14 protein-coding genes are annotated in these 13,155 nt (G+C 41.6%); 11 read left to right on the forward strand and 3 right to left on the reverse strand.

Going from position 1 to position 13,155, the window contains the following annotated elements:
- The first annotated feature begins 156 nt into the window (after positions 1–156).
- The 5 genes from purM (at position 157) to gloA (ending at position 4,359) form a co-directional block, all read left to right on the forward strand.
- Positions 157–1,215, forward strand: coding sequence for a phosphoribosylformylglycinamidine cyclo-ligase (gene purM, locus ORQ98_RS10410; RefSeq protein ID WP_274688734.1), 1,059 nt, complete (start codon positions 157–159; stop codon positions 1,213–1,215).
- A gap of 132 nt (positions 1,216–1,347) precedes the next feature.
- Positions 1,348–2,028: a phosphoribosylglycinamide formyltransferase gene (gene purN / locus ORQ98_RS10415; RefSeq protein ID WP_274688735.1), complete on the forward strand. Its 681-nt coding sequence runs from the start codon at positions 1,348–1,350 to the stop codon at positions 2,026–2,028.
- A gap of 17 nt (positions 2,029–2,045) precedes the next feature.
- Complete coding sequence (locus ORQ98_RS10420) at positions 2,046–2,774, forward strand: DUF3108 domain-containing protein (RefSeq protein ID WP_274688736.1); 729 nt, start codon at positions 2,046–2,048, stop codon at positions 2,772–2,774.
- Positions 2,775–3,042: 268 nt separating this feature from the next.
- The gene (gene htpX / locus ORQ98_RS10425; RefSeq protein ID WP_274688737.1) at positions 3,043–3,927 is read left to right on the forward strand and encodes a protease HtpX; all 885 of its coding nucleotides are present in this window, start codon (positions 3,043–3,045) and stop codon (positions 3,925–3,927) included.
- A gap of 24 nt (positions 3,928–3,951) precedes the next feature.
- Positions 3,952–4,359 (forward strand): lactoylglutathione lyase, encoded by a 408-nt coding sequence (gene gloA, locus ORQ98_RS10430; RefSeq protein WP_274688738.1) that lies wholly within the window; start codon positions 3,952–3,954, stop codon positions 4,357–4,359.
- Positions 4,360–4,407: 48 nt separating this feature from the next.
- Here gloA and ORQ98_RS10435 read toward each other — a convergent pair whose 3' ends face one another.
- Positions 4,408–5,622, reverse strand: coding sequence for an argininosuccinate synthase (locus tag ORQ98_RS10435; RefSeq protein WP_274688739.1), 1,215 nt, complete (start codon positions 5,620–5,622; stop codon positions 4,408–4,410).
- A gap of 448 nt (positions 5,623–6,070) precedes the next feature.
- Between ORQ98_RS10435 and ORQ98_RS10440 the strand changes: the two genes are divergently transcribed.
- Positions 6,071–6,517, forward strand: coding sequence for a hypothetical protein (locus ORQ98_RS10440; RefSeq protein ID WP_274688740.1), 447 nt, complete (start codon positions 6,071–6,073; stop codon positions 6,515–6,517).
- A gap of 51 nt (positions 6,518–6,568) precedes the next feature.
- Here ORQ98_RS10440 and ORQ98_RS10445 read toward each other — a convergent pair whose 3' ends face one another.
- Positions 6,569–7,531: a flagellar protein MotY gene (locus tag ORQ98_RS10445; protein WP_274688741.1), complete on the reverse strand. Its 963-nt coding sequence runs from the start codon at positions 7,529–7,531 to the stop codon at positions 6,569–6,571.
- A 188-nt stretch (positions 7,532–7,719) separates the two neighbouring features.
- On the opposite strand from ORQ98_RS10445, the gene pyrC reads away from it, so the two are divergent.
- Positions 7,720–8,760, forward strand: coding sequence for a dihydroorotase (gene pyrC / locus ORQ98_RS10450; protein WP_274688742.1), 1,041 nt, complete (start codon positions 7,720–7,722; stop codon positions 8,758–8,760).
- A 49-nt stretch (positions 8,761–8,809) separates the two neighbouring features.
- On the forward strand, positions 8,810–9,448 hold the full coding sequence (gene rnt, locus ORQ98_RS10455) for a ribonuclease T (protein WP_274688768.1): 639 nt from the start codon (positions 8,810–8,812) through the stop codon (positions 9,446–9,448).
- Positions 9,449–9,505: 57 nt separating this feature from the next.
- Here the strand turns inward: rnt and ORQ98_RS10460 are convergent, their stop codons facing one another.
- Positions 9,506–10,108, reverse strand: coding sequence for a peroxiredoxin (locus tag ORQ98_RS10460; protein WP_274688743.1), 603 nt, complete (start codon positions 10,106–10,108; stop codon positions 9,506–9,508).
- Between the two features lie 561 nt (positions 10,109–10,669).
- Here ORQ98_RS10460 and ORQ98_RS10465 point away from each other — a divergent pair.
- The 3 genes from ORQ98_RS10465 to ORQ98_RS10475 all read left to right on the forward strand — a co-directional run bounded on the left by ORQ98_RS10465 (position 10,670) and on the right by ORQ98_RS10475 (position 12,922).
- On the forward strand, positions 10,670–10,873 hold the full coding sequence (locus ORQ98_RS10465) for a bacterioferritin-associated ferredoxin (protein ID WP_274688744.1): 204 nt from the start codon (positions 10,670–10,672) through the stop codon (positions 10,871–10,873).
- A gap of 366 nt (positions 10,874–11,239) precedes the next feature.
- Positions 11,240–11,722 carry a bacterioferritin gene (gene bfr, locus ORQ98_RS10470; protein WP_274688745.1) on the forward strand — a complete coding sequence of 161 codons (483 nt, stop codon included), beginning with the start codon at positions 11,240–11,242 and terminating at the stop codon, positions 11,720–11,722.
- Positions 11,723–12,283: 561 nt separating this feature from the next.
- Complete coding sequence (locus ORQ98_RS10475; RefSeq protein WP_274688746.1) at positions 12,284–12,922, forward strand: response regulator transcription factor; 639 nt, start codon at positions 12,284–12,286, stop codon at positions 12,920–12,922.
- Positions 12,923–13,155: the final 233 nt, after the last annotated feature.

Genomic DNA, 13,155 nt, shown 5'->3' on the forward strand with positions numbered 1-13,155 from the left:
ACTTTGTTCTTCATAACCCCGATTTTGATAATCCAGTTTAAAATTATGTATTGACTGTTTACCCTCTGTATCAGGCCAATAAATTAACGGTTTCACTCCGGAAATACTACCCTGATTGCAGTGGAATCAACTGTTTACTACAAGTTAGGGATACCCATGACCCAACACAACGCTTCCTCAGACCAAGCAAAATCCCTCAGCTACAAAGATGCTGGTGTCGATATTGATGCAGGCAACGCACTGGTTGAACGCATAAAGTCTGTAGCCAAACGAACCAGCCGCCCTGGGGTTTTGGCAGGTCTTGGTGGCTTTGGTGCCCTGTTTGAGCTACCCAAGGGTTATCAAGAGCCTGTGCTGGTTTCTGGAACCGATGGTGTGGGCACCAAACTCAGACTAGCAATGGACCTCAACAAACACGACACCATTGGTATTGACTTGGTTGCAATGTGTGTCAATGATCTGGTTGTTGCTGGAGCTGAGCCTTTATTCTTTTTAGATTATTACGCCACAGGCAAGCTAAATGTAGATGTTGCTGCAGATGTCGTTGCTGGTATTGGCCAAGGTTGTGAGTTATCCGGCTGTGCCTTAGTGGGTGGTGAAACCGCTGAGATGCCAGGCATGTATGAAGGTGAAGATTATGACTTGGCAGGTTTTTGTGTAGGTGTCGTAGAAAAAAGCGGCATTATTGATGGCAGCAAAGTTGCTGCAGGTGATGTATTAATTGGCCTCGCATCTTCTGGCCCCCACTCAAATGGTTATTCATTAATTCGTAAAATTCTTGAGGTTGCTGATGCGGACCTAAACCAGACCATTGGTGATATTAGTTTAGCTGAAGCACTACTTGCCCCGACCCGAATTTATGTTAAACCCCTGCTCGAATTAATGAAGAAAGTACCTGTACATGCACTTTCCCATATTACCGGGGGTGGCTTTACTGAAAATATCCCTCGCGTATTACCTGAACACTTGCAAGCCAATATTGATGCCGACAGCTGGACCATACCTGCCGTATTCAACTGGCTACAGCAAGCGGGCAATATTGATCAAGCTGAAATGTACCGTACCTTCAACTGTGGTGTAGGCATGGTTATTTGCGTACCAGCTACTGAAGCAGAAACAGCCATTAGCCTGCTGCAGCAAGCCGGTGAAACGGCCTGGCAACTGGGCACCGTTAGCGAAAAAGCTAGCAGCGACTCACCTGCCGTTGTTATATAAAGGTGAGTAGAGCCTTCCCTTAAACTAAGGGCACTGTAATTGGTTATTAACTTATAGCCTCGACCAACGCTTTTATCTGCATAGTAAAAGCGTTTTTACTGTAAACAAAAAGTTACCAGGAATCTTACGCGAATGAAAAAGCCTATTAATGTTGTTGTTGTCATCTCTGGCAGTGGTAGCAACTTACAAACACTCATTGATCAGGCTGCAGCAATTAATATTAATATCACGGGTGTCATTAGTAATATTGCTTCTGCCTATGGATTAACCCGTGCGGCTCAGGCCAACATTCCTACCCAAGTTGTTGACCATACTCAGTTTTCAGATCGAACAGCATTTGATACAGCATTAATGGTTGCTATCGATAGCTACCAACCAGACTTAGTTGTTCTAGCAGGCTTTATGCGAATTCTTACTCCAGCGCTTACCAAGCACTATACTGGTCGTATGCTCAATATTCATCCTTCATTGCTGCCCAAATACCGTGGTTTGCATACTCATAAGCGAGCGCTGGAAGCTGGCGATAAAGAGCATGGTGCTACTGTACACTTTGTAACAGAAGAACTTGATGGTGGTCCAAATGTGATTCAGGCCATTGTTCCTGTTGCTGACTCAGACACAGAAGCTAGCTTGATGGAAAAAGTTCAAGAAAAAGAACACAAAATTTACCCTCAAGCAGTTGCCTGGTTCGCGGAAGGCAATTTAAAAATGGAGCACAATAAGGCGTTCCTGATGGGGGAAATGTTACCTCCTACAGGCAAGCGACTGCCAAACGACAGTAGTTTGGCTGGAACTAAACAAGCTAACAATTAAATGGATTACTATCGCTTATGATTAAAAAAGGCGTTCTAGCAATCGCAGCGAGTGTTTTATACCTAGTGAGTGCAGCTAGTGGGGTAAGCGCTGCCGCAATCAAACCTTTTAAAGCATCCTATGGAGCCAAAGCCTCAAGCATTCCAGTAAAAGGTAGTGCAACCCGTGAACTAAGCCTGAGTAAAGATGGTACTTATCAACTCAGCTTTAATGCAGACATCGTACTGGTAAACCTTAACGAAAGCTCTGCCTTCACTCTTGATGAGAAACAACAGGTTAAGCCTATCAGCTATCACTTCAGACGCGGCGGCTTAGCTAAAAACAAAGAAATTAGCCTTAAGTTTGATTGGAATAACAAGCAAGCTCAAAACATTGCTGATGATAATGTAAAGCCTTTTGCTATACCGTCAGGAACCCTCGACAAAATCAGCTATCAATTTCAACTTCGCCAAGACCTCATCAATGACAAAAAAGAGCTGCATTACACCATTGCAGACGATGATGAGCTTAAAACCTACAAGTTCAACCGTGTTGGAGAAGAAACTATAGAGACCCCCATCGGCCCAGTAAAAGCAGTTAAAGTGGAACGGATTCGGGAAGGTGACTCAGACCGCCAAACACTGATTTGGTTTGCTAAAGACTGGGACTACTTAATGGTTCGACTCCAGCAAATTGAAGATAGCAAACGCTATGACATTTTCTTAAAAAGCGCTTCAATTGAAGGTCAGCAGTTAAAAACAAATTAATATATAAGGGCCAGCGATTACTCAACTCTTTGCAGTCGCTGGCTGTTACCCATCCATTAAAACACCCCCTACCCAAGCCCCTATCACTTCTTCCTATTTTCCAGATTTTTCAACAGTATCCTTAATGGATAGCTGACAAAGGGTGCACCAAATAAAAGATAAAACTCCAAGCCCTTTTAGTGTCTAAGCAATTACTCAAGCCACCTTGAAAATAGCAGTAAAAGGTACAATAAATGATGATATTTAGTCACTCTTTGTGGAGGCCACTATGTTGAGGATAGCTTTGTTTATTGGTACAAATTTAGCTATTTTGGTCTTGCTCAGTATTACCTTCCAACTCCTTGGGATTGAAAGCTTACTTCAGCAAAATGGGGTTGATTTAAATCTGACTGCCTTGCTTATCTACTCAGCTGTCATTGGTTTTGCAGGCTCTTTTATCTCATTATTTCTGTCTAAAACGCTGGCAAAGAGAAGTATGGGAGTACAAGTGATAGACCAGCCTAGCAACTCAGCAGAACAATGGCTGTTAAAAACTGTACAGCAACAAGCCGACCGTGCCGGTATCGGAATGCCTGAAGTGGGTATCTTTAACCACCCTTCTCCTAATGCTTTTGCTACTGGCTGGAATAAAAATGCAGCACTGGTAGCAGTCAGCACTGGCTTACTGGAACATATGAGCCAAGATGAAGTGGAGGCAGTGCTAGGCCATGAAGTCAGCCATGTAGCCAATGGGGATATGGTCACCCTAGCCCTTATCCAAGGGGTAATGAATACATTTGTCGTATTTCTGTCACGGGTCATTGGCTTTTTGGTGGACAGACTCGTGTTCAAAGTTGAGCGGGGGCATGGGCCTGCCTTTTGGGTTGTTTCAATTGTCGCAGAAATTGTCCTGGGCATTTTAGCAATGACAATTGTGATGTGGTTTTCTCGTTGGCGTGAGTTTCGAGCTGATGCTGGAGGCGCTTCACTCGCGGGCAGAAATAAGATGATTAATGCCCTTCAACGTCTGCAATCAGCTCAGGGAGCACCTGCTATGCCTGATGAAATGGCTGCTTTTGCAATTAATGCGGGACGTGTACAAGCATTGTTTGCTAGCCATCCACCACTGGAAAAACGTATCGCAGCACTGCAGCAAATGTCATCACTCAAATAAAACTAAAAAGCAGGAAAATAGCCTATGAGAATTCTACACACTATGTTGCGGGTTGCTGATTTAGACCGTGCGATAAACTTTTATACCCAAGTAATGGGGATGAAGCTTTTACGAAAGTCTGAAAACCAGCAATATCGCTATACCCTGGCCTTTGTTGGCTATCAAGACGAAACCGAAGGTGCTGTAATCGAACTTACCTACAACTGGGATACTAACCAGTATGATTTAGGTAATGCCTTTGGTCATATTGCTATTGAAACAGAAGACTTATACAACACTTGCGACAAAATTCGGGAAGCTGGGGGTACAATTACTCGTGAGCCAGGGCCAGTGAAAGGAGGTACAACTGAAATTGCTTTTGTTAAAGACCCAGATGGTTATCTACTGGAATTAATTAACAAGAAACAGGCAGGTAAAGGGTTAGAAGGATAAAAAAATAACCCCGTTGCTAATCATTGATTAGCAACGGGGTTAATAGAATTACAACAGGTTGCGCCCTTTATTAGCAGCAATTTTCAGTCGTAATGCATTTAACTTGATAAAGCCTGCCGCATCGGCCTGGTCATAAGCCCCTGCGTCATCTTCAAAAGTAGCGATATTTTCATCAAATAGGCTGTTATCAGATTGACGACCCACAACTGTTACATTACCTTTATACAGCTTCAGTCTTACTTTACCGTTAACTGGCAGCTGAGACCGATCAATCATTTGCTGAAGCATTTCACGCTCAGGTGACCACCAGTAGCCATTATAAATTAATTTGGCATAACGAGGCATTAGCTCATCTTTTAAATGAGCCACTTCCCGGTCTAAGGTAATTGACTCTATCGCACGGTGGGCTTTTAACATAATGGTACCGCCTGGCGTTTCATAACAACCACGGGATTTCATGCCCACATAGCGGTTTTCAACGATATCCAGACGACCAATACCATTATCACCACCGACTTTATTTAAATAAGCCAATACTGCAGCAGGAGTCATAGGCTGGTCATCAATTGCAACAATATCGCCCTTTTGATAGCTCAACTCAATATAGGTAGGCTGATCCGGCGCTTGCTCTGGGGAGACGGACCAACGCCACATGTCTTCTTCTGCTTCAGCCCAAGGGTCTTCTAAAATGCCACCTTCATAAGAAATATGGAGCAAATTAGCGTCCATCGAATAAGGTGATTTACCCTTTTTCTTTTCTACGACAATATTATGCTTTTCACAATAAGCTAACAGGCTTTCCCGTGAGTTTAAATCCCACTCACGCCATGGAGCAATCACTTGAATACCTGGTTTCAGTGCATAAGCGCCCAGCTCAAAGCGCACCTGGTCATTACCTTTACCAGTCGCTCCGTGAGAAATAGCATCAGCTCCGGTTTCATTGGCAATTTCAACCAATCGCTTGGCTATTAATGGACGAGCGATGGAAGTACCCAGCAGGTATTCCCCTTCATAGATAGTGTTTGCTCGAAACATCGGAAACACATAATCTCGGGTAAACTCTTCCCGTAAATCTTCAATAAAGATTTCTTTTATCCCCAGGGCTTCCGCTTTGGCTCTAGCTGGTTCTACTTCTTCACCTTGACCTAAGTCAGCCGTAAAAGTCACCACTTCACAGCGGTATGTTTCTTCCAGCCACTTAGCAATGACGGAAGTATCCAGCCCTCCAGAATAGGCTAAAACGACTTTATTCACTTGCTTCATTCAAAAATGCTCCGACCAATTCCCCAAGCGCGATTATAAAATGCAGCGGTATTAGTAATACAATATTACAAGCCCGCTATATTATACCGGCAACTGACTTAAGCCTAGTGGTGTATGCGTAAAATAAGTAATGACCTGTCAACTAATTCTGGCTAAAATACTGTAAATAAATACAGTTTCAATTCAGCAGGCCGATTGAGTCGTTAACGACTAGCAAATTGTGTTTTGTCATATTTTTATTGGGAACTAATTAACACAAATTCAATCTTATGTAACTACTGTTGTCTTCTTTGAAAAACCTTCTGATAAATTAATATAATTCAGCAACTGTCGTAAAAGTAGGCTAGACAGTAGATAACGCCTTTCATAGCAAAGGTCATTAAGCAAGCAACCAAAGACACAACGACTACTTTTGCCTAGAAAGAATAGAATAGAGGAGAAGCAAGCAATGGGGGAAACACTGTGGCATTATCGTGCACAGTTTCTAGTCAATAAAAAGCAGTTTCAGCCACTGCTAGAAGCACTTTGCTATCACCCCCAGGATATATCGCCTGATAATATTTATGCCTTTGTCATGACAGAGTTTAGTAGCTTCAATTTTGCTGTCACCTTTAACCAGGCAGGCAACCTAAATAAGATTGAGCTAATCAGCACACCTGAAGGTGATATAGATGACTTATTGGTACCTATTGCTCCTTATGTAGAGCCAACCAGTTTTATTGAGTGCGCGTTTCGCCCTTCAAATCAATACTTGGCTAATAATGAAATTGCAGTTATTCGATGGGAGTTCAGTCATCAGATTGTCACCTCATCACTGTATGCCATACAGCATGATTACTACAGCCAACAAGAAGTCAGCAGGCGTCTGGTACCCAACTTACACATTGCAGCCTAACCAAGGGCTGCACTAGCCCGAATATTTCATCAGATATTAAAGACTCTCTGACTAGGATTTCTCCTCCTGATCATTTGCTTCATCAGATTGCTCACTGTTTTCCACTTGTGTTTTTAAGGGCTCTTTATCAAGCCTAATAGTTACCCGACGATTTCGGGCTCGATTCTCAGCGGTATTATTTTTTGCTACAGGATAACGCTCACCATGAAAGCGCATGACAACCATTTCATCAGGTATACCTTTTTTTTGCAGATAGCTTCGTACTGATTCTGCCCGCTGTTTCGAGAGCTCCCGATTGGACAGGCGGCGTCCCAATGAGTCAGTATGACCATCAATGTACATCGCTTTGACTGAGGGATCAGCTTTAATATAAATAGCAATATTATTCAGCAACTGCTTTGCATCACGGGGTACTTTAGTTTCATTAGTACCAAAGAATATGGCTGAGCGCCGTATTTGATCAAAATTAACGGGTAATAAACTGGCAAGACAGTTGATGTACTTAGTATAAACCTGCTGGAAATTAACCGCTGAAATTTCTACCGTAATTTTTTCTGCTAAGTTTCCACCATACCAAGACATATTGGTAAAAGAAGGGTACATCCCCTGAGCTAGCTGACTAATCATCCAGCTAGGCAAATCACCTGCTAGCACAACAGGTTCTTTACTGCCTGATACTGCTACTTTGCCTTTGGCTTTTGCCCCTTGGTCAAATCGCCAGGCAGGTGCACTCACACCAAGGTCAGCACTGCCTTGCTGCATGGGGCGGCTCCAGCTCAGTAACTTAAAGCCTACCCGCTCCCCTGCACGATGGCGAAAAACAGCCTTACCATAGCGAGGAATATCCTGAATTAAGGTGCATTCAAAGATCGACGCTTCTAACTGCCACTGGGTATTATCTAAAGGAGCCCGAAAGGTTGCCGCAAACACTTGGCTACTGTTCCAAACTGCCCACTCAGCTAATAACCACCATGCCATCAAGCCAAGGATTCGCCATTGTTTCCCCAACAACATAACAACCCCTTTGACAAAGTTATGCTCATGCGAATGACACCTCTTAAAATAAAGAGGTACCACTATGCATATCGGCTAGCTGCTAGTAATCTTGAAATAACTACCTGATTAAGTTGTTAGTAGCCAGGTGAAGCCCCTTTGGGTAAGATGCCTCCCTGATCACAGACCCAACAACCTGGAAAGCCCAGATGACAACCACATTAACCATTACCCGGCCTGATGACTGGCATATTCATTTACGCGACAGTGCTGCGTTACAAACGACCGTGAATGATGCCAGCTGCTATTTTGGACGCGTCATTGTGATGCCTAATCTGGTTCCTCCAGTAACCACTCCTGCACAAGCCTTAGCTTATCGGCAACGAATTATAGCGGCAGTGCCTGACCAGCGTGTCTGGCAACCGTTAATGACTCTCTATCTTACTGACAATACCTCACCTGACACGATCTATGAGGCAAAAACGACAGGGCATATCTATGCCGCTAAGCTTTATCCGGCAGGGGCAACAACTAACTCCGACTCCGGTGTTACTGACATAAAAAAAATCTATCCGGCATTAGAAGCAATGGCTGCAACGGGTATGCCGCTACTCGTCCATGGTGAAGTGACAGATGATAATATTGATGTATTTGACCGGGAAAAAGTATTTATTGACCGCTACCTGAGTGAAATCGTCAAGCAATTTCCTACCCTTAAAGTTGTACTTGAGCATATTACTACGGCAGATGCTGTCAGTTTTGTCCAAGAAGCTTCTGATCATGTTGCCGCCACGATTACTGCTCACCACCTGTTGTATAACCGCAACCACATGCTAGTGGGTGGAATAAAACCACACTACTATTGTTTACCTATTCTTAAGCGCCAAACTCACCAGCAAGCACTGCAAGCTGCAGCAACCAGTGGCAACCCCAAGTTTTTCTTAGGCACTGACTCAGCCCCTCACACTCAATCAGCTAAAGAAAGTAGTTGTGGTTGTGCCGGTTGTTATACCGCTTATGCTGCCATTGAGCTTTATGCAGAAGCCTTTGAACAACTCAATGCATTAGAAAAATTGGAACCCTTTGCTAGCTGGTATGGTCCAGACTTTTATGGTCTACCGCGTAACCAAGACACCATTACCCTAGCCAAAACACCTTGGCAAGCACCAGAACAACTCATGCTCGGAGACCAGCCATTGATTCCATTACGAGCAAATGAAACCATTCAATGGCAAGTTATTGCAAAGTAGTTATGGACCATAGCTACTACCATATAATTAAGGCTGTATAGTGACAGAAATGATTGAACAACACCCCTTAATCAGTACCCGCTTTAGGGGTTTTTTACCTGTAATTATTGATGTAGAAACAGGTGGATTTAACGCAAAAACGGATGCATTACTAGAGGTTGCAGCAGTACTCATCAAAATGAATGAGCAGGGCTACTTACAACCAGGGAAAGAAATCAGCTTTCAGGTAGCACCTTTTTTAGGCGCTAATATTGAGTTATCTGCGTTGGAATTTACTGGAATTGAGCCTTTTGCTCCAGAGCGCAAAGCCGTTGCAGAAGCTGACTGCCTTAAGGAAATATTCAAAGCCATACGCCAAGAGCTCAAGTACCAGGAATGCACCCGTGCCGTTTTAGTCGGCCATAATGCCACTTTTGACTTAAGTTTTATTAATGAAGCAACGGCGCGCAATGGAATTAAGCGTAATCCGTTTCATCCATTCTCCTGCTTCGATACAGCTACTTTAGCCGGGCTTGCATTTGGCCATACGGTATTAGCTAGAGCCTGTCAGTTAGCGGGTATTGAGTTTAGTAATCAGTCTGCTCACTCTGCGGCATATGATGCCAGAAAAACAGCTGAGCTATTTTGCTGTATTGTTAATCAATGGAAACAGCTGGGTGGATGGCCATTATCATCAGTTAATGATTAAAAAATAAAAAAACCTGCCAGATTGGCAGGTTTTTTTGTAGCATTCAACTAAAAAGGATTACAGCCCTTCAGCACTTTCACTAAGGTACTTAGCTACACCTTCTGGAGAAGCTTGCATACCTTTGTCACCTTTTTTCCAGCCAGCTGGGCACACTTCTCCATGCTCTTCATGGAACTGTAGTGCGTCTACTAAACGGATCAGCTCATCCATATTACGGCCTAGTGGCAAATCATTAATGATTTGAGAACGAACAACGCCTTCTTTATCAATCAAGAACGCACCACGGAACGCCACACCACCTTCAGATTCAACATCATAAGCTTGAGCAATTTCATGCTTCATGTCAGCAGCCAAGGTGTATTTAACGGGACCAATACCACCATTATCAACAGACGTATTACGCCATGCATTATGAGAAAAGTGTGAGTCAATAGAAACACCAATAACTTCTACATTACGCTCTTTAAAAGCATCCATCCGGTGGTCAAGCGCAATAAGCTCTGAAGGACAAACAAAAGTAAAGTCCAAAGGATAGAAAAATACTAATCCATATTTGCCTTTAATAGCATCAGACAGGGTGTAGCTATCAACAATCTCACCATTTCCCAGTACCGCCGGTACAGTAAAGTCAGGAGCACGCTTGCCTACTAATACGCCCATGTTTTTCTCCATTTATGTATGCAGTTATTTAATCAATCACATTAAGACCACAGCAAATGTACAACGACCAGAGGCCCCGTAATAAACAACAAATTTATGAGGTACTCCATATTAAGATGTACCTATATAATTCAGCTTACTTTATAACTGATATACGACTTAGGCTGTGTGTCTTAACTAAATTGTTACTTTTCAGTTAGCCAATTGTCTTTCACATGACAATTTTGGCGCCCATAATAACCCGCATTCTAAACTGAGCCCACCGCTTTTATGATTGATTTTTTTTTACAGCTTAATAGGTAAAATTTATTAGCTAGCTAAAACCTTGCCAAATAGATAGATTACCTCTTCCCCTTCTATGTTTCACATACTGCCCTGGCAACGACAAACAACATGCATTCATGGCTAGCACCGCTTTGCCCACAACACCAACAAAGACCAATTCAAGCCAAATTTCGCCACTCCAGCTATAATCGTATTGACAACTATTCTCATTAACATTAGCCTTAATGATATAAAGTTGCTTAACACCTTTTGCTAACCACCAGGGGTAGACTCACCATGTATGTATGCATTTGCAAGAATGTTACCTGCCATCAAATTCGTAATGCGGTTTACAATGGTGCTAACTCTTTAAAAGATGTCCGTCAAGAGCTCTGTGTAGGCACTCAGTGTGGAAAATGTGTCAAAGATGCCAAACAGGTTATCAAAGAAACCCTGGTTGATAACCAAGCTCTCAATATGATTACTGCTGTTGCTGTTTAACCTTTTCCTCAGTATCTCCCCTAACCTTTTCAAGCCAAGTCACCCTTGGCTATTCGCCCGCCTTGTTAAATTGCCCCTCCGTATATACCATTAACGTCCACCCAAAATCAGAGCGATGGAACATTCCAGCCTCCTCTATCAAACACAAACTCATCCCCCCAAACCCTAACCGAAATACAACTGATAACGCTTATCAAAAACAACTGATTATCATTATATTTTCCTTTTAAAATCAATAAGTTACATTTGACAGCAGCATTCAGCAGCGCCATACTTTTATAAATGTAATGCCCATGTTAGGGCACCATCTGTCATAGCCGAACAACATCAAACAAATATCACTAAAAACCTGATGAGGAACTCCACATGAAAGGCGACCCTAAAGTTATTGAATACCTAAATAAGGCCTTAGGTAATGAGCTGGTTGCCATCAATCAGTACTTTCTACATGCTCGCATGTACAAAGATTGGGGACTTAAAGAACTCGGTGAAAAGGAATACCATGAGTCAATCGATGAAATGAAACATGCTGATTGGCTTATCGAGCGTATCCTATTTCTAGAAGGCTTACCCAATCTTCAAGACCTGGGCCGATTAAAAATAGGTGAAAATACTAAAGAAATGTTGGAGTGTGACCTGGAATTAGAAACTAAGCAGGCTGTTCCTTTATTAAGAGAAGCCATTGCTTATTGCGAGTCAGTACAAGATTACATAAGCAGAGAATTATTCGAAAAAATTCTAGAATCTGAAGAAGAACATATCGATTGGCTCGAAACTCAACTAGATCTTATTGGCAAAGTGGGTATGGAAAATTACTTGCAAACTGCCATGGGGTCAATTGATTCATAATAACTTTTTCCACACCCTTACCTGCTTAAGCAAGGGTGTGGCTTTATTACGTAGCTATATAAGTTTGACAAGTTTGTAAAATCACTTTTCTATTATTACGACATTATAATAATATTGTTTCGTAAGCCATTAATTCTATTTTATGCAATAATATAACATAACAAACAAGACCAGTGTTTTTATGGATAATTGCCTCGTTAAAGACTCTCCACCACAAATATCTCTTCTACAAATAGCTGGACAAAAGTACTAGAACCTCAAAACCAAACTATTCCTATCACTCTACACAGCAATATAACTTGTGGCTATTTAGTATTTGAAATCAAGTTATAACATTAGGTGACAATCTAATTACACAGTTAGATAAAATAAATTTAACTTCAATTAAAACTGTTGTTTAATACCTCGGCTTTAATTGAAGGTTCACATATCTATAGTCTCTTAATCATTAAGCGATTTGTATATACATACCCCATTCCAGGACCTTCAAGTAAAAAGGTACAACTTATAAAATCAAGTGATAGATAAGTTGACTCAAAAACACACTAACCGATAAAACATATGAAGGTATTATTAGTTGAAAGCAATAAAAACTTAGGGAGAAAGCTATATAGTTTTTTAAACCAAAACAATTATATCTGCACCTATACAAATAGCCTTATTGCTATTGAAAAACAGTGGTTAGATACGGATATTGCTGTAATCAGTCGAGATTTACCTGAAGAAGACAGTTTAGGGCTAATTCCTCGTCTACTTAGCACCAAAGCGATCCCAATTATAATAACCTCCCATAAAAACAGTGTTGAAGATCGCATTGCCAGCTATCGTGCAGGTATTAGAGATTATCTGGCTAAACCATTCTGCGAAAATGAGCTACTTGTAAGAATAGCTGCTCAACTTCGCCCCCTTGGTGAAAGTGAGATCATTTATGGTGATATAAAAATAAGCCTTTCTAGCAACACAGCATTTTATTTAGAGGAAAAAATTAATCTATCTCAAAAAGAAATAAAACTATTAGCATTTTTTGTCAGTCATCCGAACCGTCTATGTAGTAGGGATGAAATATTAAAAAAGGTATGGGGATATAAATCATTACCTTCAACAAGAACAGTTGACAACCATATTCTCAGCTTACGCAAAAAAATACCTGTACTTCAAATAGAAACCATAAGAGGCGGAGGATATAAACTAATAAAGTAGCACAACATTATCTAGCCAAAAAACATATAATTTTTATTCAATATTTTATAGAACCACCTCTCATAAAAAATATCAGGCTCAATCTTATACTGACCAACCATAAAGCTAACATAAGCTATACCAGCCTAATTCTCCACTCTTTCTAACTCACCCTTACGCTTTTATTTAAGCGGAAATGTCACTGTCATGTAAAATTTCAAATTATTAGCTATAAAGTATTAAACTAAATAGAG

The organism is Spartinivicinus poritis (genome assembly GCF_028858535.1).
In the GTDB taxonomy this organism is placed as follows: Bacteria; Pseudomonadota; Gammaproteobacteria; order Pseudomonadales; family Zooshikellaceae; genus Spartinivicinus; species Spartinivicinus poritis.

What these genes read in the sequence shown, in the direction of transcription:
- ORQ98_RS10440 (WP_274688740.1), top strand. Translation starts at nt 6,071, where the DNA reads ATGGGGGAAACACTGTGGCATTATCGTGCACAGTTTCTAGTCAATAAA.
- ORQ98_RS10435 (WP_274688739.1), bottom strand. Translation starts at nt 5,622, where the DNA reads ATGAAGCAAGTGAATAAAGTCGTTTTAGCCTATTCTGGAGGGCTGGAT.
- ORQ98_RS10465 (WP_274688744.1), top strand. Translation starts at nt 10,670, where the DNA reads ATGTATGTATGCATTTGCAAGAATGTTACCTGCCATCAAATTCGTAAT.
- ORQ98_RS10475 (WP_274688746.1), top strand. Translation starts at nt 12,284, where the DNA reads ATGAAGGTATTATTAGTTGAAAGCAATAAAAACTTAGGGAGAAAGCTA.
- ORQ98_RS10460 (WP_274688743.1), bottom strand. Translation starts at nt 10,108, where the DNA reads ATGGGCGTATTAGTAGGCAAGCGTGCTCCTGACTTTACTGTACCGGCG.
- ORQ98_RS10445 (WP_274688741.1), bottom strand. Translation starts at nt 7,531, where the DNA reads ATGTTGTTGGGGAAACAATGGCGAATCCTTGGCTTGATGGCATGGTGG.
- gloA (WP_274688738.1), top strand. Translation starts at nt 3,952, where the DNA reads ATGAGAATTCTACACACTATGTTGCGGGTTGCTGATTTAGACCGTGCG.
- htpX (WP_274688737.1), top strand. Translation starts at nt 3,043, where the DNA reads ATGTTGAGGATAGCTTTGTTTATTGGTACAAATTTAGCTATTTTGGTC.
- bfr (WP_274688745.1), top strand. Translation starts at nt 11,240, where the DNA reads ATGAAAGGCGACCCTAAAGTTATTGAATACCTAAATAAGGCCTTAGGT.
- pyrC (WP_274688742.1), top strand. Translation starts at nt 7,720, where the DNA reads ATGACAACCACATTAACCATTACCCGGCCTGATGACTGGCATATTCAT.
- purM (WP_274688734.1), top strand. Translation starts at nt 157, where the DNA reads ATGACCCAACACAACGCTTCCTCAGACCAAGCAAAATCCCTCAGCTAC.
- ORQ98_RS10420 (WP_274688736.1), top strand. Translation starts at nt 2,046, where the DNA reads ATGATTAAAAAAGGCGTTCTAGCAATCGCAGCGAGTGTTTTATACCTA.
- rnt (WP_274688768.1), top strand. Translation starts at nt 8,810, where the DNA reads ATGATTGAACAACACCCCTTAATCAGTACCCGCTTTAGGGGTTTTTTA.
- purN (WP_274688735.1), top strand. Translation starts at nt 1,348, where the DNA reads ATGAAAAAGCCTATTAATGTTGTTGTTGTCATCTCTGGCAGTGGTAGC.